The organism is Venenivibrio stagnispumantis (assembly GCF_900182795.1).
Lineage (GTDB): Bacteria > Aquificota > Aquificia > Aquificales > Hydrogenothermaceae > Venenivibrio > Venenivibrio stagnispumantis.
In genome coordinates, this window is sequence record NZ_FXTX01000010.1 from 1 (window position 1) to 24,569 (window position 24,569).

The 24,569-nt window shown below is 28.6% G+C and carries 26 protein-coding genes and 1 pseudogene; 9 read left to right on the forward strand and 18 right to left on the reverse strand.

Annotated elements, in window-relative coordinates:
• Positions 1–98: 98 nt before the first annotated feature.
• Positions 99–350: a rhomboid family intramembrane serine protease gene (locus tag QOR43_RS04770; RefSeq protein ID WP_265133880.1), complete on the forward strand. Its 252-nt coding sequence runs from the start codon at positions 99–101 to the stop codon at positions 348–350.
• On the opposite strand, the gene QOR43_RS04775 is transcribed toward QOR43_RS04770, so the two are convergent.
• The 7 genes from QOR43_RS04775 to QOR43_RS04805 form a co-directional block, all read right to left on the reverse strand.
• Positions 345–1,508, reverse strand: a complete 1,164-nt coding sequence (locus QOR43_RS04775) for a cation:proton antiporter (RefSeq protein WP_265133879.1) — start codon at positions 1,506–1,508, stop codon at positions 345–347. The genes QOR43_RS04770 and QOR43_RS04775 overlap by 6 nt on opposite strands.
• Positions 1,509–1,510: 2 nt before the next feature.
• A complete protein-coding gene (locus tag QOR43_RS04780; protein ID WP_265133878.1) occupies positions 1,511–2,923 on the reverse strand; it encodes a potassium channel family protein in 1,413 nt (470 codons plus the stop codon).
• A 16-nt stretch (positions 2,924–2,939) separates the two neighbouring features.
• A complete protein-coding gene (locus QOR43_RS04785; RefSeq protein WP_265133877.1) occupies positions 2,940–3,470 on the reverse strand; it encodes a LabA-like NYN domain-containing protein in 531 nt (176 codons plus the stop codon).
• 10 nt (positions 3,471–3,480) lie between these two features.
• Positions 3,481–4,272: an SAM hydrolase/SAM-dependent halogenase family protein gene (locus tag QOR43_RS04790; protein WP_265133876.1), complete on the reverse strand. Its 792-nt coding sequence runs from the start codon at positions 4,270–4,272 to the stop codon at positions 3,481–3,483.
• Positions 4,244–4,690, reverse strand: coding sequence for an OmpH/Skp family outer membrane protein (locus QOR43_RS04795; protein ID WP_265133875.1), 447 nt, complete (start codon positions 4,688–4,690; stop codon positions 4,244–4,246). The genes QOR43_RS04790 and QOR43_RS04795 overlap by 29 nt, the downstream gene beginning before the upstream one ends.
• A 46-nt stretch (positions 4,691–4,736) precedes the next feature.
• On the reverse strand, positions 4,737–5,573 hold the full coding sequence (locus tag QOR43_RS04800; RefSeq protein WP_265133874.1) for a family 1 encapsulin nanocompartment shell protein: 837 nt from the start codon (positions 5,571–5,573) through the stop codon (positions 4,737–4,739).
• Positions 5,574–5,637: 64 nt separating this feature from the next.
• The gene (locus QOR43_RS04805; RefSeq protein ID WP_265133873.1) at positions 5,638–6,495 is read right to left on the reverse strand and encodes a YicC/YloC family endoribonuclease; all 858 of its coding nucleotides are present in this window, start codon (positions 6,493–6,495) and stop codon (positions 5,638–5,640) included.
• A gap of 90 nt (positions 6,496–6,585) precedes the next feature.
• Here QOR43_RS04805 and hisIE point away from each other — a divergent pair, with 90 nt between their 5' ends.
• Genes hisIE through plsY form a run of 4 tightly spaced genes read left to right on the forward strand, consistent with a single transcriptional unit; the run spans position 6,586 to position 9,447 of the window.
• Positions 6,586–7,203, forward strand: a complete 618-nt coding sequence (hisIE, locus tag QOR43_RS04810) for a bifunctional phosphoribosyl-AMP cyclohydrolase/phosphoribosyl-ATP diphosphatase HisIE (protein WP_265133872.1) — start codon at positions 6,586–6,588, stop codon at positions 7,201–7,203.
• 11 nt (positions 7,204–7,214) lie between these two features.
• Positions 7,215–8,360: a cell division protein FtsZ gene (gene ftsZ / locus QOR43_RS04815; RefSeq protein WP_265133871.1), complete on the forward strand. Its 1,146-nt coding sequence runs from the start codon at positions 7,215–7,217 to the stop codon at positions 8,358–8,360.
• Positions 8,357–8,872 carry a CDP-diacylglycerol--glycerol-3-phosphate 3-phosphatidyltransferase gene (pgsA, locus tag QOR43_RS04820; protein WP_265133870.1) on the forward strand — a complete coding sequence of 172 codons (516 nt, stop codon included), beginning with the start codon at positions 8,357–8,359 and terminating at the stop codon, positions 8,870–8,872. Before ftsZ ends, pgsA begins: the two co-directional genes overlap by 4 nt.
• Complete coding sequence (plsY, locus tag QOR43_RS04825; protein ID WP_265133869.1) at positions 8,863–9,447, forward strand: glycerol-3-phosphate 1-O-acyltransferase PlsY; 585 nt, start codon at positions 8,863–8,865, stop codon at positions 9,445–9,447. Before pgsA ends, plsY begins: the two co-directional genes overlap by 10 nt.
• A gap of 1 nt (position 9,448) precedes the next feature.
• Here the strand turns inward: plsY and dapC are convergent, their stop codons facing one another.
• The 4 genes and pseudogenes from dapC to QOR43_RS04845 form a co-directional block, all read right to left on the reverse strand.
• Positions 9,449–10,603, reverse strand: a complete 1,155-nt coding sequence (gene dapC, locus QOR43_RS04830; RefSeq protein WP_265133868.1) for a succinyldiaminopimelate transaminase — start codon at positions 10,601–10,603, stop codon at positions 9,449–9,451.
• Complete coding sequence (locus tag QOR43_RS04835; protein WP_265133884.1) at positions 10,600–13,719, reverse strand: DNA gyrase subunit A; 3,120 nt, start codon at positions 13,717–13,719, stop codon at positions 10,600–10,602. The genes dapC and QOR43_RS04835 overlap by 4 nt, the downstream gene beginning before the upstream one ends.
• Positions 13,711–14,067: pseudogene (locus QOR43_RS04840) on the reverse strand (DNA gyrase subunit A); the annotation flags it as partial. The pseudogene QOR43_RS04840 and the gene QOR43_RS04835, both read right to left, overlap by 9 nt.
• Before the next feature lie 84 nt (positions 14,068–14,151).
• A complete protein-coding gene (locus QOR43_RS04845) occupies positions 14,152–14,724 on the reverse strand; it encodes a Uma2 family endonuclease (RefSeq protein ID WP_265133867.1) in 573 nt (190 codons plus the stop codon).
• 126 nt (positions 14,725–14,850) lie between these two features.
• Here QOR43_RS04845 and QOR43_RS04850 point away from each other — a divergent pair, with 126 nt between their 5' ends.
• The 4 genes from QOR43_RS04850 to gltA are packed head-to-tail and all read left to right on the forward strand — an operon-like array spanning position 14,851 to position 18,739.
• Positions 14,851–15,420 (forward strand): DedA family protein, encoded by a 570-nt coding sequence (locus QOR43_RS04850; protein WP_265133866.1) that lies wholly within the window; start codon positions 14,851–14,853, stop codon positions 15,418–15,420.
• Positions 15,417–16,325 (forward strand): aspartate carbamoyltransferase catalytic subunit, encoded by a 909-nt coding sequence (locus tag QOR43_RS04855; protein ID WP_265133865.1) that lies wholly within the window; start codon positions 15,417–15,419, stop codon positions 16,323–16,325. The genes QOR43_RS04850 and QOR43_RS04855 overlap by 4 nt, the downstream gene beginning before the upstream one ends.
• Before the next feature lie 58 nt (positions 16,326–16,383).
• Positions 16,384–17,298 carry an ornithine carbamoyltransferase gene (gene argF, locus QOR43_RS04860; RefSeq protein WP_265133864.1) on the forward strand — a complete coding sequence of 305 codons (915 nt, stop codon included), beginning with the start codon at positions 16,384–16,386 and terminating at the stop codon, positions 17,296–17,298.
• A gap of 10 nt (positions 17,299–17,308) precedes the next feature.
• Entirely contained in the window at positions 17,309–18,739 is a 1,431-nt protein-coding gene (gene gltA, locus QOR43_RS04865) for an NADPH-dependent glutamate synthase (protein WP_265133863.1), read from the forward strand.
• A 58-nt stretch (positions 18,740–18,797) separates the two neighbouring features.
• On the opposite strand, the gene QOR43_RS04870 is transcribed toward gltA, so the two are convergent.
• From QOR43_RS04870 to QOR43_RS04900, 7 genes are all read right to left on the reverse strand, one after another.
• Positions 18,798–19,868 (reverse strand): M24 family metallopeptidase, encoded by a 1,071-nt coding sequence (locus QOR43_RS04870; RefSeq protein WP_265133862.1) that lies wholly within the window; start codon positions 19,866–19,868, stop codon positions 18,798–18,800.
• Positions 19,868–20,422 carry a DJ-1 family glyoxalase III gene (locus QOR43_RS04875; protein WP_265133861.1) on the reverse strand — a complete coding sequence of 185 codons (555 nt, stop codon included), beginning with the start codon at positions 20,420–20,422 and terminating at the stop codon, positions 19,868–19,870. Before QOR43_RS04875 ends, QOR43_RS04870 begins: the two co-directional genes overlap by 1 nt.
• A gap of 78 nt (positions 20,423–20,500) precedes the next feature.
• The gene (locus QOR43_RS04880; protein ID WP_265133860.1) at positions 20,501–21,670 is read right to left on the reverse strand and encodes a metallophosphoesterase family protein; all 1,170 of its coding nucleotides are present in this window, start codon (positions 21,668–21,670) and stop codon (positions 20,501–20,503) included.
• Positions 21,670–21,873, reverse strand: coding sequence for a YgaP-like transmembrane domain (locus QOR43_RS04885; RefSeq protein ID WP_265133859.1), 204 nt, complete (start codon positions 21,871–21,873; stop codon positions 21,670–21,672). Before QOR43_RS04885 ends, QOR43_RS04880 begins: the two co-directional genes overlap by 1 nt.
• Positions 21,874–21,960: 87 nt before the next feature.
• On the reverse strand, positions 21,961–23,058 hold the full coding sequence (gene thiO / locus QOR43_RS04890) for a glycine oxidase ThiO (RefSeq protein WP_265133858.1): 1,098 nt from the start codon (positions 23,056–23,058) through the stop codon (positions 21,961–21,963).
• Positions 23,059–23,087: 29 nt separating this feature from the next.
• Positions 23,088–23,774, reverse strand: coding sequence for an MBL fold metallo-hydrolase (locus QOR43_RS04895; protein WP_265133857.1), 687 nt, complete (start codon positions 23,772–23,774; stop codon positions 23,088–23,090).
• Positions 23,775–23,845: 71 nt separating this feature from the next.
• On the reverse strand, positions 23,846–24,568 hold the full coding sequence (locus QOR43_RS04900; protein WP_265133856.1) for an SDR family NAD(P)-dependent oxidoreductase: 723 nt from the start codon (positions 24,566–24,568) through the stop codon (positions 23,846–23,848).
• Position 24,569: the final 1 nt, after the last annotated feature.

Consider the following 24,569-nt stretch of genomic DNA (forward strand, 5'->3'; position numbering starts at 1 on the left):
TTATCAGAAAACCATCTTAAGAGTTTAACTTTTTATCCTTATATTAAGGAGGCTTTTAATGTGATATAATTATCATTCCTTTTCGGTTTTGGTATTATATGAAACTTTACCCAAATGCAAGAATATTAACTATTATTCCACCGTTTATTTTCTTTGGATTTGTTCTTCCTGCTTGGTTTTTTGTAGGATATTGGTTTATTATGCAAGTTTTATTTGCTTTAATTACCCCAACTTATATGGGTGGTGTAGCTTGGTATGCCCATATAGGTGGGTTTATAGCCGGCTGGTATCTTACAGATATTTTATACCAGCCAAAAAAGGTTAAGATTTATTATAGAGAAAGATTATGATAATAATTTTTTTGCAAAATTTCTAAATATAAATGGATATAAAAATGCTGTTAAGATAGCAGTTAAGAGAATAGCAGAAGCATTATCTTTGCTAAGTAAATTTATTTCGTATCCTATTGTTGCTATTGCAGCCAATAAAGTAAGAGGAAAAGATAAAGCAAAAGGTGTTAAAATTATCTCTTTAAAAGAAAATCCGGCAAACCTTAAAATTAAAGAGGCTAAAAATCTAACTGAAAGAATTAAAATACTTAAAAATAAAGCCTCAATAATTATATGAGGCTGAATAAGTTCTAAAAGATTAAATCTCAAGCCTACATCTATAAAAAATATAGGAATTAAAAATCCATATCCAAAAGAAGATAATTTATGAATTATATCTTCTTTTTCTTTAAACAAAGCAGAAAAAATCATACCACCGAAAAATGCTCCTATAACAGGCTCAAGACCAAGTAATACTGCAAGGGAAACAAATATGAACATATTTGATATATTCATTCTTACAGATATTTCAGAAATTCCTTCACTTTTAAGAACTGATATTATCTTTTCCGGATACCACCAAACCAAAAGCTTAAACAATTTCAAAAGTAAATACACAAAAGTAAAAAAAGCATATATCTTAATCAGATGTAGCAATGTTTCCATAGAAAAACCATTTTTAGCTATTACAAAATATATAGTTATGAATATTAAGCTTAAAACCTCCCCTATTCCACCTATAACAAGTAATGCCTGTCCGAAATTAGTAGATAATAAATTCAAATCTTTTAAAATAGGAAATAAAAGGCCTATAGCAGTAGTAAGTATAACAAGACCATATATATTAGGAAGATTAAAATATAAAACTGTGATGAAAGAAAAAATTACTATCAGAAAATTTGTTAATAAAAATATTAATTTAGTTTTTGTTTTTAACTTTTTAATTAATTCAAAATTAATTTCCATACCGGCTAAATACATCAATATTATAAATCCAAGTTCACCTAAAAATTTAACGATTTCTGTTTGTTTAAATATTTCAGAAAAAAATAATCCTATAATAAGACCAAAGAATATTTCGGCAACTGAAGAGGGTATATTTATTTTTTTACTTATAAATGGCATAAGAAAAGCACCTAAGGACACAACAAGTATTAAAAGAGCTTCAGTCGTATGCATATTTAATCTCCAATTACCGGTATAACTAAGGAGGAATATTTATACTTTTTAGCAATTAAATAATGCTCCAACGGTTCTAAAAGGGATATTTTTTTATTTTTATATGACATTATCAAAAGAGAAGAAGGAAAATTTTCCATATATTTTAATGTTTCTTTTACTGAATTTCCTTCTAATATGCTAAAATTCATACTTTTTTTATAAATTTTTTCAAAATCTTTGATTACTTTGGTTACTTCTCCTAATTCTTTTTCATCAGCCTCTTTTCTAAGAGATTTAGGTAATGCTACATAAAACGGAATTACTTCTAACTTAAATAACCTTGATATTTCCATACCTATTTCCAAGGTATATGCCGGCTTAGGTGAATTCATTAAAACAGCTATGTATGAATAGCTATTAGTTCCCTTAGAAACTAAAAAAGGTTTGTTGGCATTTTCAAAAATTGTTTTTAATTTTAATCTCTCAAAAAATGATAAACCATTAAATGGAAAAACATAAAAAGCAACATTTTCATTTGAAAATAAAATATCTGATAATCTAATTATGTTATATTTTATCTCAAAATTTTCAAATTTATCTTTGATAATATTTAAAACTTCATTTTCATCACTTTCATAAGGAAATATAACAACTTTATTGGTTTTTATATATTTAATAATATAAGAAATCTCATCTATCACATACATAAATCTTTCATTAAAAGGTATTAAAATATCTGTTCCAAATTGTAATGGGAATTGAGGCACTCCTTTGAGTAATATATTTGATATATTTTCTAATATTTTTGGTTCACCTACCAAGATAACTATATCTCCAATCTTTAATCTTTCATCATCTGATGGTAATATTATTTTATTATCCCTATAAATAGCCGCAACTTTCCATTTTGTTGAGTTTATATATTTTAACTTTCTATCCACAAGATTAGATTTAGCCGAAATTTTAACTTCTATAATATCTCCTTTTCCTAACCCAATATTTGTTGCTATTTTATATCCTTTTTCAAGCAAGGAAATAATAGAAGTAGAAACTATCTCTGTAGGAGTTATTATATTGATATTATCAAATTCTGAAAATTTATATTTTTCTTCAGCATTAAATAAAACAACTATTATAAGCATTTTTTGATTGAAAACTGTTCTCACTAAACGACATATCTCCAAAGAAACATCTATATCTTTAACAGTTATTATTATAGATTCAACATCGGAAAAATCCAGTTTTTTCCAAACAAGAATAGAACTTGCATCTCCATGAATTATTTCTATTCCTTCTTTAAAAATATTATTTAAATTTTTTATCTTTTCCTCTTTAAACTCTATGACAACTATATCAAAATTTTGTATAACTTTTTTTATTATTTCTATTCCAAAGCTACCTGCCCCTACAATAATAATTTTATTTTTTTTCATAATGTTTACCTCATAATTACAAAAATATATCCTCACCAAAGATGGATAAATCTATAAATTCATCTGCCACTTCAATTAATTCTTTTGCAGCTGTTTGTTTAAAGGCTGCAATTTCTACTTTTACTCCTTTTGTTTTCAAAAATCTAACAAGTTCACTAAAATCTCCATCTCCACTTGCCAAAATTGCCACATCTACTTTTTCAGATAATGATATTGCATCTATGGCTATTCCCATATCCCAATCTGCTTTTATAGTAGTCCATAAAACGCCGGTATCATCTACTCTTTTAAATATTTTTGGTTCTTTTTCTCTAACATAATAACCTATATGCTTTAATGTATTTATAAAATTCTTTTGGTCTACCCCCTGTAATTTTACAAGATAGGCTATTGCTCTTATCAAAACTCTATCTGCCACAACTTTATATAAAACAGTCTCAAAATTTACTTTTCTATTAAAAGTATCTCTTGCCGAGTAATATAAATTTTGAACATCTAAAAAAACTGCAACCCTCTGGTTTTTATAGAGTTTATTATTATACTGCATAACCTCTCCTTTATTTTAAAATTATGACTTCTTCAAATAGATTTATATTAAGTATATCTTTGGCACTATTTTCTTTCAAGAATATTTCATAAAATCCAAAACTTCCTTTTATCAAAGATGGAATATATTTATCTCCCTCTTGAAAATTATTACATATTTTTAGCTGATAATCTCTAAATAATATTTTGCTATTTTCCGGTATTTTATCAATATTTGTAATAGCATTTCCGAATTTATCAAATTTTATAACCTTACCTATTATTCTATCTTCTTTTTCTTCCGGATAAATATCTTTCATTATCACTAAATTATCTTTTTTTAACTTTTTGCCAAAATTTTTTAATGCTACTCCCCTTGATATGTAAGCAGATACCGGTGCAAAAATATCCCTTCCGTGAAATGTGTTCGTATCACTTTTTAACATATATTTTTTATTTTCTATTTTAACAATTTCCTTTATCTTTTCATTTTTTAAAGGTAGGGTAAGAATTCCATTGTTTGGAGATACGAATATATAATTTTCGGTTTTTACTATGATAGCTTCTCTTTCTGTGCCTACTCCTGGGTCTACTACCGATAAAAATATGGTTCCTTTTGGAAAATATTTATAAGTAGCATTTAATATAATAGAGGCTTCAAGTATTGAAAAAGATTCTACTTCATGGGATATATCAACTATTTCTATATTTGGATTTATTGAAAGGATAACGGCTTTTAAAGACCCTACAAAACCGTCTTTATTTCCAAAGTCGGTCAGTAGGGCTATTATTTTTTTACTTTTTTGATTTTTTATAATTTTCATCAAAATACTTTAAAAATTCATCTGTTTTGTCAAGTTCATCTTTACCGTATAAAACAGCCTGTTTATCTATGATGAGTGTGTAATTTTTTGCTTTTGCAAAAGAACTGATATTATCCTGAACATTTTTCATAAAAGATTGAATTAACTCTTCTCTTTTGGCAAGTATTTCTTGTTGTTTTTGAACTGCTAAAGCTTGAAGTTCTTCTTGAGCCTTTTGGTCACCTGGTTTTAATGCTTTTTCTTTTTGAGAAATCTCTTCCTGAGCCTTTTTAGCCATGTTTTCTAATATGCTTTGGGCTTCTTTTCCGGCTACTGAGTCTCTAACAATTTTTTGGATATCAATAAAAACTATCTCTGCTGCAAATGTAAAACTTGAGATAACTAAAACTGATAACAATGAAAATAAAATTTTAAACATAAAATCCTCCTTTAAAATCAAATTTTAATATATATTACCACAAATATTATTCTATTGTGCAGATACTTTCAGGTCTTTTTATTCTCAGTGCCAATATCTCAAATATTCTAAAATAATGATCCATATTTTCATAATTTATATAGGCTGTTATCATATCCTGGGCTACTAAAATATCCATATTTTCTATTCCTGCAGAGAGAACTATTGCTGTGTTTGGTGGTATTACAGGAGTAGCAAATATTCCAAAATCACATAACTTTCTTATCTGTTCTATTTCTAATATTCCTGTATTTGAATAAACTCTATGAAGTTTTGCATAATCTTTTGTATTTAATATTAAAGCAAAGTTTGAGTAAAATCCGGCATCATTTAAAACCTGAATAGCTTGGAGAACATCTTCAAATGCATTTCCGGTTTTATTCCACTCCGAAATTGATATAGAATTTCTACCAACAACATTTAGAAGTCCCGGATATCCAATGGTAGCATCTCCGTGAAAAATAAGCTGGTCTTCTGCTATACAAACGGACACTGTTGCAGTTGCAACTATACTTTTATCTATACCGGCATTTATTTTTTTTGCATACTCTATATCTCTCCAATGAATTTTAAAATCTTTATACAAAATCGGTAATGGCAAAAATTTTCTATCTTTTATCTGAACTACTCCGCATTCCTGTTCTCCAAATAATCCACAAGCTCCATAATCTCCACTGTCTATAATATCATAATTAATAGATTGAATAGATGGGTCAGGTAAAGTAGAGATTTCTATAAATCTCCTACCTATCAATGTTTTTCTTGCTGTTTCTATTACAGTATTATCTATCTCTTGCCATTGGCTTTCTGTTAAAGGTGCCTCATTTCTTTTTAAAAATTCCATTTCTATAACCTCCTAAATATCTTTTCCTAATCCTAAATATAAATATTAATTTTAGTTTTGCAATCTATTCTATATTTTGAACCTGTTGTTTTATTTTATCTATCTCTGATTTTATCTGAACTGTAAAACTACTTAAATCCGGAATTTTGTTTCCCATTGTTGTTGCTTCTCTAAGCATCTCTTGGGTTAAAAAATCAAGCTTACGACCGATGGCTTCATCTTTTTTAAGCATATCTTTAAAAGCAGATATATGAGCTTTTAATCTTACTATTTCTTCTGTTATATCCATTTTTTCAGCAATGATACTACTTTCAATAAAAGCCCTTTCAGAAAAATTTTCTCCAAGAAGTTGTTTTATTCTGAGAGAAATTTTTTCCTGATATCTTTTGATAATATCATCTTTTATCTTTTCTACCTCTTCCAATAAATCAGATATATTGCTTAATCTCAAATCTATATCTTCAATCAAGAATTGTGCTTCTTTTTTTCTTTCTTCTTTTAGTTTTGTCAAAGCCTCTTCTAAAACTTCCATTATTAATGATTTTTTATCTTCCTCTATCTCTTTTTCTTCTTTATTTGTTAAAGCAAAACTAATATCATAAAGTTTATCATCTGATAGATTTAAATTCATATTTTGAAATATATCTCTTAATGAGTTTAATGTATTTTTAAAACTTTCTACATCAAAAGCAAGATTAATAATATTGTTATCTACATAATTTATATAAATCTGAAAACTTCCTCTTTCAAAGAATTCTTGGACTTTTTTTCGGATATCAAGTTCTAAATAAAAAAGAATATCTTTATTACCTTTGATTGAAATATCTATCCCTTTATTATTAACTGATTTAATCTTTACAGAAATTTCACAATTATCAATATTTTTCTTTATAAAAGAAAAACCGGTCATACTATACGGCATAAAAAACCTCCAATTTTTTCTTTATTTTATCACAGCTTTAAATTAAATTTATGGTAGAATATTTTTTAGTTTGAGTTAGAGGTTTTTTTTATGTTTGAAAATTTGAAATTTGATGAAAATGGATTAATACCTGTTATTACCCAAAGTTATTATACAGGAAAAATATTAATGCAGGCTTATGCCAATAAAGAAGCCCTTGAAGAAACTTTAAAATCAGGTTATGCCACTTATTATTCCCGTTCAAGAAAATCTTTATGGAAAAAGGGAGAAACATCAGGAAATCTCCAAAAAGTTATAAAAATTAAAATAGATTGTGATGAAGATAGTGTTTTATATCTTGTAGAAGAAGAAGGACCGGCATGCCATACAGGAAGAGAAAGCTGTTTTTTCAGAGATATAGATTTTAAAGAGGATGAAAAACCTGATGGTTTTGAAGTTTTTTTTAAATTATATGAAAAAATAAAAGATAGAAAAAATAATCTACCGGAAAACTCTTATGTTAGCTCATTATTTAAAAAAGGTTCCGATAAAATAATTCAAAAAGTAGGAGAGGAAGCAGTAGAAACAGTTATAGCTTTAAAAAATGGAAAAAAGGAAGAAATTATTTATGAAGTTTCAGATTTAATATTTCATCTACTGATTGCTTTGGTAGATAAAGAGGTATCATTAAAAGAGATTGAAGAAGAGTTATTAAGAAGGTATAAATAGGAGGGTTTGATATGGAAATAAATATTGAAGCTAAAAATCCATCAAAAATTAAGGTTTTCGGGGTTGGTGGTGGTGGAAGTAATGCAGTTGCAAGAATGTATCAAGAAGGTCTTCAAGATGTGGAGCTTTATATTGTTAATACGGATTTACAACATCTTGCATCTTTACCGGTTCCAAATAAAATACATATTGGAGAATCAAAAACAAGAGGACTTGGTGCAGGTTCAAAACCGGAAGTAGGAAGAGAAGCAGCCCTTGAAAACCTTGATAAGATAAAAGAGGCAATGGAAGGGGCTGATATGATATTTATAGCAGCCGGTTTAGGTGGTGGAACAGGAACAGGTGCAGCCCCTGTGATAGCTCAGGCAGCAAAAGAGATGGGAATATTAACGGTAGCAGTAGTTACAAAACCTTTTGCATTTGAAGGTAAAATAAGAGCCAATATAGCAGAACAAGGTCTTCAAGAAATAAAGGATAAAGTAGATACATACATTGTGATTCACAATGAAAAATTATTATCAATTGCCGGAAGAAATTTAGCTTTTTCTCAGGCATTTAAATTAGTTGACAATATCCTATACAGAGCTGTAAGAGGAATAACAGATTTAATATTAGTTCCTGCTCTTATCAATCTTGATTTTGCCGATGTAAAAACTATAATGGAAAATGCAGGTAAGGCTTTAATTGGTGTAGGTTCCGGAAAAGGAGAAAATAAAATTGAAGAAGCAGTTATATCTGCAACAACATCTCCACTTCTCGAAGGAACATCTATACAGGGAGCAAAAAGAATACTTATTAATATAGAAGTTAGTCCCGATTTATCGTTTATAGAAGTTAATGAGGCTATAAAACAAATAAGAGAACAGGCTCATGAAGAGGCTCATATCATATTTGGAGCTGCTATAAACAATGAGATAGAAGATGAAATAAAAATAACAGTTGTGGCAACTGATTTTGAAGGTGAAGAAAAAGAAGATTACATTCAAAGAAAAAAAGAGATATCAGTACAACCTACACAACAAAGAAAAGTTATAATACCACCAAAAACAGAAAAAGAACAACCAAAAGAAATTCCAAAAGTTCAACTTAATGATGATTTCCTAAATGAAGATTTAGACATACCGGCCTATATTAGAAAAAGGGGTAAACCGTCTTGATTATAAGTTTGGCTAATCTTACAACATTATCAAGATTAGCTATTATTCCTTTTTTGATATATGCTATCTTGAATGAAAAATATATTATTTCAGGAATATTAACCGGATATGCTATCTTTTCTGATTATATAGATGGCATAATAGCAAGAGCTAATAAAGATGTAACAAAACACGGAGAGTTATTAGACCCGGCTGTAGATAAAATATTTACAATATCGGTTTTGGTTGCTTTTGTTGAAAAGCAAGTAATATCTACTTATGTGGTTTTTTTAATAGTTTTAAGGGAAATGATTATAACTTGGGTCAGGTCTGTTTTGGTAAATAAAGGTATAGTTTTGCCGGCTTCTTATCTTGGAAAGATAAAAACAACTTTTCAGATGATAGGTATTTTTCTACTTACTATAAATTTTAATTTTTATGGTGTTATATTTTTATGGATATCTATATTTTTTGCTTATGTATCTGCTATTGATTATTTTAGAATCTTTTATAGAGAGAAAGCATGGATTTAGCAATTTATCTACTACTGACATATATAATTGCCTCAATTCCTTTTGGTTTATTAATATCTAAACTATTTGGCAGGGATATAAGGAAAGAAGGAAGTGGAAATATAGGTGCCACAAATGTAACAAGGGTTCTTGGGAAAAAAGCCGGATTTTTAGTTTTAATACTTGATGCATCAAAAGGGTTTATTCCTACTTATTATGCTTATTATTATTTTCAGGATTATTTATATATTTCCTTAGTTGCAATTATAGCAGTTATTGGTCATTGTTTTTCTATATTTATGAAATTTAAAGGTGGTAAAGGAGTAGCAACTGCTTTGGGTGTGCTTATAGCTTTATCCGGTAAAACTGCCTTTATTATAATCTTATTCTGGCTTGGAGTTTTTCTTATATCCGGATATGTTTCCCTTGCATCTATTCTCTCCGCTTCTTTATCCTGGGTTGTTATATTTTATGTAGAAAACAATATTTATTACACAATCGCTGCATTTATAATATCTTTAATAATATTTTATAAGCATAAGGACAATATCAACAGATTACTATCGGATACAGAACATAGATTCTTGCATAAATAAGTTATCTATGTATTTTCTCCCAAACTTTTGTAGCTTCTTTACATTCTTCTATTGTTGGAACAAGGGCTATTCTGAAATATTCTGATTGGCATATATTTTCTTTTACTTCTGTAGAACTACAGAAATTTTCTCCTATGGAAACTATAATTCCATTTTGTATTAGATTTTTCACATAATCTTTTGAAGGTGATTTTATCCATATATAAAATGTTGCTTTTGGATATAGATACTGTAAGCCTATTTTATCTAAAAATTCTATCATTATATCTCTTTTTGCTTTAAATATCTGATTTCTTTCTTTAACATGCTCTTCATCTGACCAAGCTTTAGCAGCTGCAAGTTGTATAAAATCCGGTGAAGCTACTCCAAAATTTGCTCTTTGTTTTTTATATTCCGATATTATTTTTTCATCTCCGGCAATAAATCCAGACCTGTATCCTGTCATTCCGCTTCTTTTAGATAAAGAATGGAAAACCACTACATTTTCTTTTTCTATTTCAAGTAAAGATAATGGTTTTTCTTCAAAATATATCTCTGTATAACATTCATCAGAACAAAGGATTATATTATATTCTTTGCATATATGATATATATCTTCAAGATAACTTTTATCTGCTGTTGCTCCGGTTGGGTTATGTGGATAATTTATCCAGACTATTTTTGTTTCTTCTAATATAGATTTTTCTACTTTATCTAATCTGAGTAAAAATTTATCTTCTTCTTTTAGTTTTATAGGAGTAGGTATGCCATTTGCAAATAATGTGCCTCTTTCATATACCGGATATGCCGGTGTGCCAAATATTACTCTTTTTTTTGCTTCTTCTTCATCTATAAAAACAAGTGGAAAATGAAATATCGCTTCTTTTGAGCCGGCAGATGGTATAATCTCTTTATCCGGATTTAACTTTACTCCAAACCTTTTTTCAAACCATACTGAAATTGCATCTCTTAACTCTTTTCTTCCGGCTACAGAAGGATATTGGGAGATTTCCGGAATAGAGTTTTTTAAAGCATCTATTATAAATTTTGGTGTTGGTTCCCTTGGGTCTCCTGTCCCAAAATCATATATCTTTATATTTTTTTCTTTAAGAGATGCTTTTATCTTATTAAGCTCTTCCATTGGATATTCTTTTAACTCTTTTATAAATCTATTCATTCTTTTACCTCTGGATATAAAATAGCTCCTATAACTTTATCTTTAAATAATAACTCTCCAATGGCTGTTCTTTTTGATGTTGGGAATACTTTTTCATCTATTTTGGTTTTTAATATTCTGCCGGATTCAAGGGAAAGTATTACTGTATCGTTTATATTTACAGGTAGTATTACAGAAAGGGCATCATCTTTATTTAATTTTACAGTCATTAAACCTTTTTGTCCTCTTTTCTTCGTAGGAAATTCTTCTACCGGAACAAGTTTTGCATATCCTTTTTCTGTAATTGTTAAAAGATACTTTTTATCCTCTTTTAATAAAAATCCACCTACTACTTCATCTGATGGGTCAAGGTCTATTGCTGATATTCCTTTTGCTTTATCTTTTGTGATTCTTATTTCATTTCTTTCAAATATTAATAAATCTGCTTTCCTTGTGTATATTCCTAATACCGTGTTATCTTGGTCTGCAAAAGCTGTGCAAAGGGCATCATCTTCATCAAGAGGCATTATATTATGTGCCTGGGATTTATAAAATATATCTTCATCAGACATTCTTTTTATAAATCCTTTCTTAGATATTAAGAATACTCTATTTTCTTCTCCTTCTGATTGGTAAGCAGTTCCTACAATATCAGAATCAATATCTATTTTTTCCGGTAAATCTATAACAAGAGACCAATAAGCTGTGGCTTTTTCTGTAATAAAGCAAACCGGCTTAGAAGAATCTACCATCTGCAATGATATTATTTTTTCTCTTGGAACTGAGCTATTTGATACATCTTGAATAACTTTATTAAATAGCTCTTCTTTTGTATAAGGCTCTGCAAGTTTATATTTTATTATTCTTCCACTATTTAAAACTGCAAATATATAATCTTCTTTAAATGTTAAATCTTTCTCTGCTGATATTATAGATGTTTTTCTTTCATCTGCATATTTTGAGATTATCTCATCCATTTCTTCAATAAATATATTTATCTTTTCTTCTTCGGAAGATAATATTTTTTTGTATTTTTCTATATCTAATTTTAGCTGATTTTGTTCTTCTTTTAATTTTTCTGTTTCAAGGGCTGTAAATCTTGATAATCTCATATCAAGAATAGCATTTGCCTGTTTTTCTGATAAATTAAATTTATCAATCAATTGATTTCTTGCTTCTGATATATCTTTTGCCTTTCTTATTGTATCTATTATATTATCAGCATTTTCCAATGCTTTTATTAATCCTTCTAATATATGGGACCTATTTTCTGCTTTTTCTAAATCAAATAAGGTTCTTCTTGTTATTACTTCTAATCTATGTTTTATAAATTCTGCAAGGATTTCCTTTAATGTCATTACTTTTGGCTGTTTATCTGCAAGGACTGTAAGGTTTATTGGAATATTTTTTTCAAGTGGTGTGCTTTTATATAATTTTTTCAATACTTTTTCAGGGTCTGCTTCTCTTTTTAGCTCTATTACTATTCTTATTCCGGTTCTGTCTGATTCATCTCTTAAATCTGATATTCCTTTTTCTTTTCCTGTTTTTACAAGTTCTGCTATCTTTTTAATAAGTTCTACTTTATTAACCTGATAAGGTATTTCATATATAACTATTCTTTGCCTGTTTCCGGGAAGTTTTTCTATTCTGGCTTTACCTCTTACGGTTATAGAGCCTTTAGCTGATTTGTAAATATTTATTATCTCTTCTTGTGATGATATTATTGTTCCACCTGTTGGAAAATCAGGAGCTTTTATAAATTGACATATTTCTTCTATGGTAGCATCCGGAAATTGGGCAAGATATTTTAATGCTTCTCCTACTTCCCTTAAATTGTGAGGAGGAATGTTAGTAGCCAAACCTACTGCTATACCGGATGTTCCATTACATATAAAATTAGGAAATTTAGAAGGTAAAACCGTTGGCTCTTGTAGGGAAGCATCAAAATTAAGACTCATATCTACAGTATTTTTTTCTATATCTGCAAGCATTTCCATTGCAAGCTTTGTTAATCTTGCTTCTGTATTGTGATTAATAATTCCATTGGCGACAAAAGAGTGGCAATCACTATTTACCCTTATAGAGTAAACAACTTTTTTTCCGGTTTTTCTTATATTTTTTACTTTTGCAAAATAATATCTATTTTTTAGTAGTTCTTTTAAAAATTGAATATCATTAAAATCAAATATTTCTTTAATTTGATGCCAGATATTTTCTATTTTGTAATATCTGTTTATGTTGAGATTTAAGTTATACTTTCTAAATATATACTCTCTTAAATAAGGTATAAATTCTGTTCTATCTGTTAACCAGTTATTATTTTTTAATATATTTTTTAATTTTTTCTGTTTTTCTTCTGTCAAAAATCCTACGTTTTCATAAAATAGCTTTATATTTGAGTATTCTGATATAGATAAATAATTGAGATATAAATCTTTTTCTATTTTTGATATAATGCCAAAATTAAGAAGTAAAATCTGGATTTGTTTTAATAGATTTTTGCTTTTAGAAAATAGATAGATAGAGCTTTTTTCTTCATCTACTACTGCATCTTTTTCAAACAAAGCTTTTAAAAATGATTTTTGTATATTTTTAGAAGATTTTAAAACAATAGATGGAATTTCTTTTTCTTTGATTTTCTGGATAACTTTTTTACTTTTTATATTTGAGCTATGCCAATCTCTATCTATTTTATAGTTTAAATTTTCACCTTTTATTATATTTCCATAAGCTATATAAGAGCCAAGTAAAACTGCTTCTTCTTCTGTGAGTAAATCTTGGATTGAGTCTATATCATTAAATCTGCTTACTACTATATAATCTCCTTCTTTTATTTTATCAAGGGTTTTCCATACATAAACCGGTTTTCTATATTTTGTTTTACTTCTTTCAAAAACTAAAACCGGATGGTTATAACTTCCTTCTATCTCATATCCTTCTTCTGTTTCTATCTTTATTGTGTAATGTTCTCCACTATTGAAAAACATATCAGAATGATTTATTTTTCTATTTAATGATTGGACTTTTATATCTATTGGATTATCTGAATTCAGCTGGCTGTTTGGAACTAAATCTTTTATTTTTATTAATCCTTTATCTGTATTTATTAATGTATCTCCGACAACGCAATATCTCATTGCTGCCGGTGGGTCTCCATCTATTGAGCCAAAGTTTCCCTGTCCTTCAATAAGTGGATATCTTAATGTGAAATCCTGTGCCATTCTAACAAGTGCATCATAAACAGCTGCATCTCCATGGGGGTGATACTTTGCTATAACGTTTCCTACCGTTCTTGCTGATTTCTTGTATGGTTTATTAGGATGCATTCCTTCTTCATACATTGCATAAAGTATTCTTCTTTGAACCGGTTTTAAACCATCTCTAACATCCGGAATAGCCCTTCCAACTATAACAGACATTGCATAATCTATATAAGAGCTTTTAACTTCTTCTTCTATCGGAACTTTAATGATTTCTTCTGACATTCTTACACCTCATTGGAATTTTTAGATTTTTATATTATATATTTTACCATAGAGGGTGGTGGTTTATCTAAGAGTCATTAAGATTTAAAATATATCTGCCAAGTTAATTTCGCTATTGAATATAGAAATTTTTTCATCTTTTTTAAAGATATGTATTTCTTTAAAAAATTTACCGGCTGGGTTTGTGTATTTTTCAATGATATTTTCTTTTAAATTCACAATCCAGACTTCTTTTGCTTTTCCTTTTGCATATATTGGTAGTTTTATCTGTTTGTCATATTCAATAGTTGTATCTGATATTTCTATTATTAAATAAGCATCTGATATATGTGGTATATCTTCCTTTTGATATATGCTCTCAGGATAGATAGCTATATCCGGATATAAAAGTTCTTTATTTGATTTTTTTATTGGATTTTGAGACCATATTATATATTTTTCATTTTTCAGATATATTATTTCATAAAGTTTTTTTTCTAATCTTTCTAAAACTTTTGCATGCCTAAATCCAATAGGTGTCATCATAATGGGCTTTCCATCTATAAGTTCTATTTTATTATCTGGTTTGATTAATCCAAATTCATACATTTTTTGCAGTTGTGCTATTGTAAATTTATAAATTTTAAGTTTTATATTTTTTTCAGATAATAATGGCATGCAATTTAACCTCTAAAATTGATATATACTAAAAAATATAATATAAAAACAAAATCTTGCCAAGATAAATAAACAAAATAATTATGATTTAGGCTATAATTTATTAAAACAATTTGAGGAATAAATTTGATAGAAAATGTAGAGTTATTTTTACAGCAGTATGGGTATATTGCTGTATTTATAGGCACTTTTATAGAGGGAGAGGTTTTTCTTATTATTACCGGTTTTTTTATTAAACATGGTTTTTTAAATCCGACTTTATCTTTTATATTTGGAATACTTGGAGCATTAATTCACGAGCTTATATATTTTTATCTTGGAAAATGGAAAGGAAGACAGATTTTACTTGGGAATAGATATACCAGAAAAAAATATAAAAAAGCAAAACAGATAATAGAAAAATATGGATTATTGGCAATTTTCTTAGTTAGATTTATGTATGGAATGAGAGTTATTCCTATGCTTATTTTCGGAGCTACCGGTTTTAATGCCTTAAAATTTATATTTTTTGATATAATTTCATTATCTATTTGGGCTGTATTTTTTATATCTGCCGGTTATTTTTTAGGACATACTGCAGAATATATATTTGGAAAAGCTAAAGAATATTATTTAATATTTGGATTAATTATAATATTTATCGGATTGATTTGGATTTTAATACATTATGCTAAAAAAAGTGAGGAAAAAAAATGAAAGATTTATTATCGGTTAAACAGCTAAATAAACAACAAGTTATGGATATTTTTAATATAGCAAAAGATTATAAAACAAGATATAAAGCCGGAGAAAGAAAATTTACAGATTTGAAAGGTTATTCTATATTACTTCCATTTTTTGAAAATTCTACAAGAACAAGAACATCTTTTGAACTTGCAGGTAAAATACTTGGAGCAGATACAATAAATATCTCTGCATCTGCTTCTTCTGTTAAAAAAGGAGAAACTTTATATGATACTGCAAAAACCCTTGAAGCTTTAAATACAGATTTTATTGTTATAAGACATTATATGTCAGGGGCACCTTTTCTTATTGCAAAAGAGGTTAAATCTCATGTAATAAATGCCGGAGATGGAACAAATGAACATCCATCTCAAGCTTTCCTTGATGCTTTTACTATTTTAGAAAAAAAAGGAAAAATAGAAGGTCTAAAAATAGCTATAATAGGAGATATTTTACATAGTAGAGTAGCCCGTTCTGACTCTATTTTATTTAAAAAATTTGGAGCTACTGTTATATTTTGTGCTCCAATCACAATGCTTCCAAGACATACAGAAGGTTTAACAGCAGATTATATTACCACAAATATAGAAGAAGCTCTTTCAGAATGTGATGTAGCAATATTTTTAAGAATACAACTTGAAAGACAAGAAAAACCATATTTTTCCACTCTTAATGAATACTCTGCAAAATATGGATTAAATAAAGAAAGATTAAAAATAATGAAAAAGGACGCATTAATAATGCATCCGGGACCTGTAAATAGAGGTGTAGAAATTCAAAGTGAAATTGTTTATTCAAACCAATCTATAATTTTAGACCAAGTAGAAAATGGTTTATTTGTTAGAATGGCTATCTATAAATATCTATTAAATGTTTGATATACACTATCTTGATTTAAAAATAAAACAGTGTTATATTTTTTATGGAGGTTTTTAAATGAAAAAAGATTTTTTATCGGTTTCTGATTTAGAAAGAGAGGAAGTTTTAGAGATTATTGATTATGCAGAAAAATTAAAAAAAGAGCCATTTAGCGACAAATCTTTGCAGAATAAATCTGTTGGTCTTATTTTTATGAAGCAATCAACAAGGACAAGATTATCTTTTGAGGTGGGAGTTTATCAACTTGGAGGACAACCTTTATATATATCCGGTTCCACAACCCAATTAAGCAGAGGAGAAGATATAAAAGATACGGCAAGAGTTATGTCAAGATATTTGGATATGATAGTTATAAGGACATTTTCACATAAAGAAGTAGAAGAGCTTGCAGAATATTCTTCTATCCCTGTTATAAATGCATTAACAGATTATCTTCATCCATGTCAAGTTATGGCAGATTTACAGACCATAAAAGAAAGATTTGGAAGATTAGAAGGTTTAAAGCTGGCTTATATTGGTGATGGAAATAATATGGCAAATACATTGTTAATAGCCTGTGGTTTAATGGGAATTGATATATCTGTTGCCACACCTTCCGGATTTGAACCAAATGGAAAAGCAGTAGCAGAAAGCATAGAGCTTGCAAAAAAATCCGGAGCAAAGATAGAAATAACGAACGACCCAAAAAAAGCAGCTTTAAATGCTAATATACTTTATACAGATGTTTGGGTAAGTATGGGTCAAGAAAATGAAAAAAGTAAAAAAGAACTTTTTAAAGGATTTAGCATAAACAAAGATTTGGTTGCAATAGCTTCACCGGATGTTATTGTAATGCATTGCCTACCTGCCCATAAAGGAGAAGAGATAACAGAAGATGTATTTGAAGAATTTGCAGATGTTATTTTTGACCAGGCTGAAAATAGATTACATATACAAAAAGCATTAATGAGCTATCTAATTAAAAATATATAGGAGGTTTCTTATGGCAAAAATAACTTACAGAAGACATGACAGAAATCCTATTCCACTTTTAGACCCAAATATAAGAAAAACTACATTCAAAGAATATGCTCTTGGCTTTGGACATACAGCAGCAGAAGATGAAGCAGATAGATGTATCCTTTGTAAAAAAGCTCCATGCACTCCTTCTTGCCCGGTTAATTCAGAGATGGAGAAATGGATAGAACAAATTCAAAAAGGGAATCTGATTGAAGCTTATAAAATATTAAGAAGAAATAATCCATTTAGCTCAATATGTGGAAGGGTTTGTCCCCAAGAAAGACTTTGTGAAAGCACCTGTGTTTTAACATTTAAAGATAATGGACAGGCTGTTTCTATTGGTGGCCTTGAAAGATTTGTAGGAGATTCTATCAGAATGTCTGGAATAGATTGGATAGATGAAAAAGAACCACCAAAAGGAAAAAGTGTTGGAATAATAGGAGCAGGTCCTGCCGGACTTGGAGCAGCATATTTCTTAGCAAAAAAAGGTTATGATGTGGTTGTATATGAAGCATTACCTTTTGCAGGCGGTGTAATGAGATATGGAATACCAAAAGCAAGATTACCAAGACATGTTCTTGATTTTGAAATAGAACTTATAAAAAAACTTGGAGTAGAAATTAAAACAGGTGTAAAAGTAGGACAGGATATACCTTTTGAAGAAATAAGAAAAAAACATGATGCTGTATTTATAGCTGTTGGTTCAGGTCGTGGTAAAAAAATGGGAATTCCGGGAGAAAATCTAAAAGGTGTATATACAGCAATTGGATTCTTAATGAAATCAAATGTTGATTATGTAGACCCTATGCTTGCACCTGATGAAGAGATAGAGCTTCCAAGAGGTAAAAAAGTAGCTGTAATAGGTGGTGGATTTACTGCTGTTGATTGTTTAATAACATCTATAAGACTTGGAAATGAAACACATCTTATATATAGAAGAACAAGAGATACATCTTCTGCAAGAGATGAAGAATGGGACCATGTAGCAGAAGAAGGTTGTATTCTTCATTGGTTAACCCAACCAATAGAAGTAATAGGTAATGAAAAAGGAGAAGTTGTAGGATTAAAATGTATAAAAATGGAGCTTGTCCCTGATGAAAAAGGTGGAAGACCAAAACCAGTAGAAGTACCAAATTCAGAGCATATTATAGAATGTGATGTAGTTATAATGGCAGTAGGACAGGGAGATAATCCTATTGCTTATAAAGATGTTCCCGGATTAAAAATAGATAAATGGAACAATCTTTCTACTGTAGATGAAGGATTTAGAACAAATATAGAAGGAGTTTTTGCTGGTGGTGATGTAGTAAATGGTGGAGATACAGTTGTAAGAGCCATAGCCCATGGTAAAAAAGCTGCCGAGTCTATCCATGAATATCTAACAACCGGAGAATGGAAATATAATAAAGAATAAAAATCAAATCCCCCCTGATAAAAACTCAGGGGGAAATTTTTAAAAATAATGGAAAATTTTAAAGAATAATTTCGTCTAAAGGTGTTTTGGTTAAGATTTCTGCTCCTGTTTTTCTTGCAACTACAATATTTTCCAGTCTAACTCCGCCAATTTCCGGAATATATATTCCCGGCTCTATTGTAAATACTGTATTTTCCAAAAGAATATTTTCATTATCTTTATAAATTCTTGGTTCTTCGTGGATTTCTACACCTATTCCATGTCCAGTTGAATGCTTATAATAATCTCCATATCCATATTTTGATATAATTTCCCTTGCCTTTAAATCTATCTCCTTTATAGGTATTCCGGCTTTAACTGTATTTACAGCTTCCAAATGGGCTTCCTTTACTACTTTATAAATATCTTTTATTTTTTGAGAAACATTACCTAAGAATATAGTTCTTGTAAAATCAGAACAATATCCTTTATATATAAGTCCCATATCAATTAAAAGAGGTTGATTATTTTCTATCTTTGAATCAGAAGTTTCCCAATGAGGAATAGCAGAATGTTTTCCTGTTGCAACTATTGATTGGAAACTTTCACCGACCCCACCTTCTTCAAATATTAAATCTATAATCTTTCTTCTAACATCAAGCTCCGTTTTGAGCCCTTTTATCTGTCCGATTAAATTTTTAAATACATTATCAATTTTATGGACTGCTTCCCTTATAATATCTATCTCTTCTTCTGTCTTTGTTATCCTAATATCATTTAAAAATCCTTCAAATCCTACAAGTTCTCTATCTAATCCTTCTTTTAATTTTTCATAAAAAGAGATTGTAATTTTATCTTTTTCAAAACCGATGCTTTTCTTTGTTATCTGAGATATTATCTCTTTAAGATGTTGTAGTGGCTTTTTTTCAGATGTTCCAAGTTCTATTACATTCCAATCTTTCAGTTTTTCTTTTGCAGAAGTGATATATCTTGAATCTGTTAAAAAATATTTATCTTTTTCTGTAAGAATAACAAAAGCATTTGAAGAATTAAATTTAGATAAATAAAATACATTGGCTTTACTTGAAAATAAAAAAGCATCAAGATTGTTTTCTTTTATTTTATTTTGTATTTCTTTTAATTTATCCATTAGCAGCATTTATCAAATAATGTGGCTTTTTTTATCTCATCTGCTTTTTCTTTTCCTACTAATTTTTCCACTATTTTTAATGCAAAACATGCTGCCGTTCCCGGTCCTCTGCTTGTTAATACATTACTATCTTCTACTACCATATCTTCTAAATAATTTACATTTTTTAATTTATCTTTATATGTAGGATAAGATGTTGCTTTTTTCCCTTCTAACACACCGGCTTCTGATAATACATAAGGTGCAGCACATATTGCACCGGTTAATTTACCTTTATTATAAAAATGTTTTATTAGATTTTTAACTCTTTCATCTGCATTTAGATTATCTGTTCCCGGTTGTCCTCCCGGAAGAACTATCATATCAAAATCATCCGGATTTATTTTATCAATAGTTGTATCCGGAATAACCTTTACTCCTCTTGTGCTTGATATATATCCATCATGCAAACCTGCAATAACAACATTTATACCGGCTCTTCTAAGAATATCTATAATACTCATTGCCTCAATCTCTTCAAATCCATCTGCAAGTGGAACGACTACATTAGCCATCACTCAAACCCCCATCACATCAAAATATATATTATATATTTTATCCAAATTTATATTTCTCACAACTAACAAAATGAGCTATATCTCAAAAATCTCAGTATGTGAGTTTAGATAAGCTTTTATTTCTTCTATATTTTCAAAAGTTTTTATCTCATTTATAGTTTTTATTATTTTATTTTGTAGTTCTTTATCTGTAATTAATCTATTTATTGTTTCTTCTATTATTATATTTTCTTCTGCATTAAAAGAAAAGGCGTTTTCTTCTAACCCTAAATCTTTTTGTTTTCTTATTAAACTAAATCTTTCTGTTAAAACTTTTTCTTTTATGCCTTCTTTTTCAAGTAAAGATACTATATCTTCTTTTGATAAATCTTCTAAGGTTATTTTTATCTGTAAAAGTGGCTTTTTCTCAAAATCTTGGTCTAATAAATTTTTCAGTTCTTTCAACTGGTTTTCTAAATATTCTTCTTTTAACTCAAACCTGATTACCGGTCTATTTTTTTTAAGCTTAAATTCTTTATAATTTAAGGTTTTATCTGAATTTATATCAAAAATATAGATATATCTTTCTGTTATATCTTCTTTTTCATTAATATCCGTAAATTCTGTTGCTCCCGGATAAAATATGGTAGCATTGATATTTTTATCAAATCTTGGTTGTTTTAAAGCATGATAATGTCCTACTCCAATGTAATTAAAAACCCTTGCCGGAATTTCATTATTTAGTGATAATTTAGAATCTGGAAACAAATCATTAAATTCTTGATGAAGTAAGATTATATTAAAAGTATCATCTTTTAGTTTATCCGATATTCTATTTTCTATGATTTCTCTTAGAGAGTTCACTTCCCGTAAATATGCCCTTGATATATATTTTAATCCGGTGATTTTAACACCATTAAACTCATAAATATCCATATTTTCTATAAGATTTGCTCCAAAATGTTTCAGTATCTCAACCGGCGATTTTTCTTTTGTAAGATTGCCTCTATCATGATTTCCGGCTATAAGATAAAAAGGAATATTTTTATCTTTTAAAAGTTTTAATATTTCTATTCCTTCTAATATAGCTTCATTTGAAGGTTTAGAAGAATGGAAAAAATCTCCGGAATGTATTACAAAATCTACATTTTCATCAATAGCTGTCTCTATTGCTTCTTTAAAAACATCAAAAAAATCCTTGCCTCTTTCAGGCAAGGAGTATTGATTATATCCAAGATGTGTATCTGAGATATGTAAAAACCGCATTATTTCTCACACATACTTTGTTTGCCTGTTAATTTCATCAATATGACATCAGATGGACAAAATCCTGTAACTCCGGCAATAAATGCCATAACGGCAACAAACCATATTAAATATTCTCCCCATTCATGACCACTATTCATAAGCACAAGACCTAAAACTAAAATAATTGACATCATTATTCTTTGTATTCTCATCGGTGACATTTTGCTTACCTCCAAAAATTTTATATAAATCTAATTATAATATAAAAAATTAATTTTACAATATTTTTAAATTAAAATTGTATAAGTTCAGAATGATGGTATATGCTTCAAAAATCTAAAAATATCATAAGCTTTTAGATATATATTTTCTTCTTCTTTATGAATTAAATCTGATAGGATTTTTGCTATATATGGAGCAAGTAAAATGCCATTTCTATGGTATCCGGTTGCAAAATATAGGTTTTTAATGTGACTTTTGCCTATAATAGGAAAATGGTCAGGTGTATCCGGTCTAAAACTATACCACATATCAAAAAATCTTTTATTAAAATGAGGAAATGTATCTAATAATCCTGTTAATAATTTATATATTCCAAAAACTGTATTTCCTTCTTTAAATGCTACTTTTTCTTCAGTTGCCCCTATTAAAGTTAAATCATAATTTTTCCTTGGAATAATATAAGCTTTACTGCTATAAAATATATTTTTCAAAGATTTATCTTTTATTGATATCATCTCTCCTTTTACAGGAATTACCGGAATATCAAAAATTGTTCTACTCCAAGCTCCTGCTGACAATACACAGATATCTGCTTCTATTTCTTCTCCATTTTTAAGTTTTACTGATTTAAATAAATTATTTTTTTCAATTATAGCTATTACTTCTGTTTTTTCTAATATTTTTATTTTTTCACTTTTTCTTACTAAATTTATTAAAGCATTTGTAAGTAATCTATTATCTACCTGAGCATCATCAGAATAATAAGCTGCTCCAATAACTTTATCCGAAATGGCATAACCCATATTTACAATATCTTCTCTACTTAGCCATGAAGCTTTTAGATTTTGAGATTTATAAAAATTTATTCTTTTGTTTAGTATTATAGCCTCATCTTCAGAGAAAGCCGGAACAATTATTCCACATTCAGAATATCCAACATCAATACCGGATTTTTTTTCTATCTCTTTAACATAATCTTTATAATATTCTCTTGCTTTTAAACATAAATCTAAAAATAATCCATCTAATCCTTCTGCTTGTGGAGCAAGCATACCACCGGCTGCCCATGTTGCTCCTTTACCAAGAAAATCTTTTTCAATTATAACAATATCATAACCGTGTTTTTCAAGCTCTAAGGCTACCGTTAAACCAGCTATTCCACCACCAACAATTATGGCTTTCATTTACTTCTTTTTACCTCTTTTTATATTTTTTAAAAAAAGATTTTCATTCCATCTTTTGCAGCTATTACTTCAAGTTTTAATTTTTCTGATAATTCTTTTGCTATTTTTTCCGGATTATATTTTAACATCATAACGCTAAAATGTGTTAATATTGCTTTTTTAGGCTTGGATTTCTCAATTATTTTTTCCACATCTTTGACTGATAAATGATTAATATCTGCTACCGGTTTTACAAATGTGGTATTAAATATCATCAAATCAGGATTTTCCGGATAAGCATAAAGCATATCTTCATAAAATTTCCCACAAGGAACATATATAACTGTTTTATTATCTGTGAAAAATCCTAAGCTGTAATTTTCTACATTATTATGAATATGTTTTATAAGAGGTTTTATCCTTATATCTTCATAAATAATTTCTTTATTTTCTTCTATTGTTTCAACTTTTTTTATGCCTTTTAAAGAGTATTTTAAGACTACAGGGTCATCTCCATAAACTGTATCGTTTGGGGCTATAAGTAAATCTTTTTTCTTTTTATGGCTTTTTGTTGCAGATTCTATAACAGCATTTATATCGCTAACATGGTCTAAATGTCTATGGGATAATACAAATATATCTATATCTTCCGGCTCTAATTTATTTTCAAAAATCCTGATAAGTGAACCCGGCCCTGGGTCTATTAATATATTTTTTCTATTTAAAGATAACCACATTCCACCGGAATGCCTTAGTTGTCTAAATACTACAACTCTCCCGCCTGCTGTTCCAAGAAAATGTATAAAATCTAAAATATTAATCTACCTCCTTCTACCGGTATTTCTGCTCCGGTTGTAAAATCCGATTCTATTAAATATTTTACAGCTTTATATACTTCAATTTCTCCTGCCCATCTTTTTAAAACAGTTTTTTTAAGAGGAATTTCTTTATCTTCTAAATCTTCAGGTGGTATTATTGGTCCGGGTAAAATAGCATTAACAAGCACATAAGGTGCAAACTCTTTTGCAAATGCCTTTGTCATTGTAAGCATTGCTCCTTTTGAAATAGCATAAGGCGTATAATCTTTATAAGGTATTTTAGCTGCATAATCAACAATATTTATTATCCTTCCTTCTTTCCTTTTATACATCTCAATTCCAAACTCTTTAGAAAGCAAAAAAGGAGCCTGAACATGAATTTTATAAAAATTATCCAAATCTGATAATGAAGCTTCTTCTATTTTTACCGGATAATATATAGATGCATTATTTATTAGAATATCTACATCTACAGTATTTTTTATCTCTTTTATCATATTTTTAAGTTGAAATTCATCTCTCAAATCTGCTTGAAATGTATAGGCTTTTACACCAAGAGCATTTATAGTCCTTTTTAAATCCTGTGCTTCCTCTACAGAATTAAAATAATGGATAATAATATTTGCTCCATCTTTTGCAAGTTCTAAGCTAAGGGCTTTTCCTATTCTTTTTGCTCCACCTGTGATTAATATATTTTTTCCTTTTATCTCCATT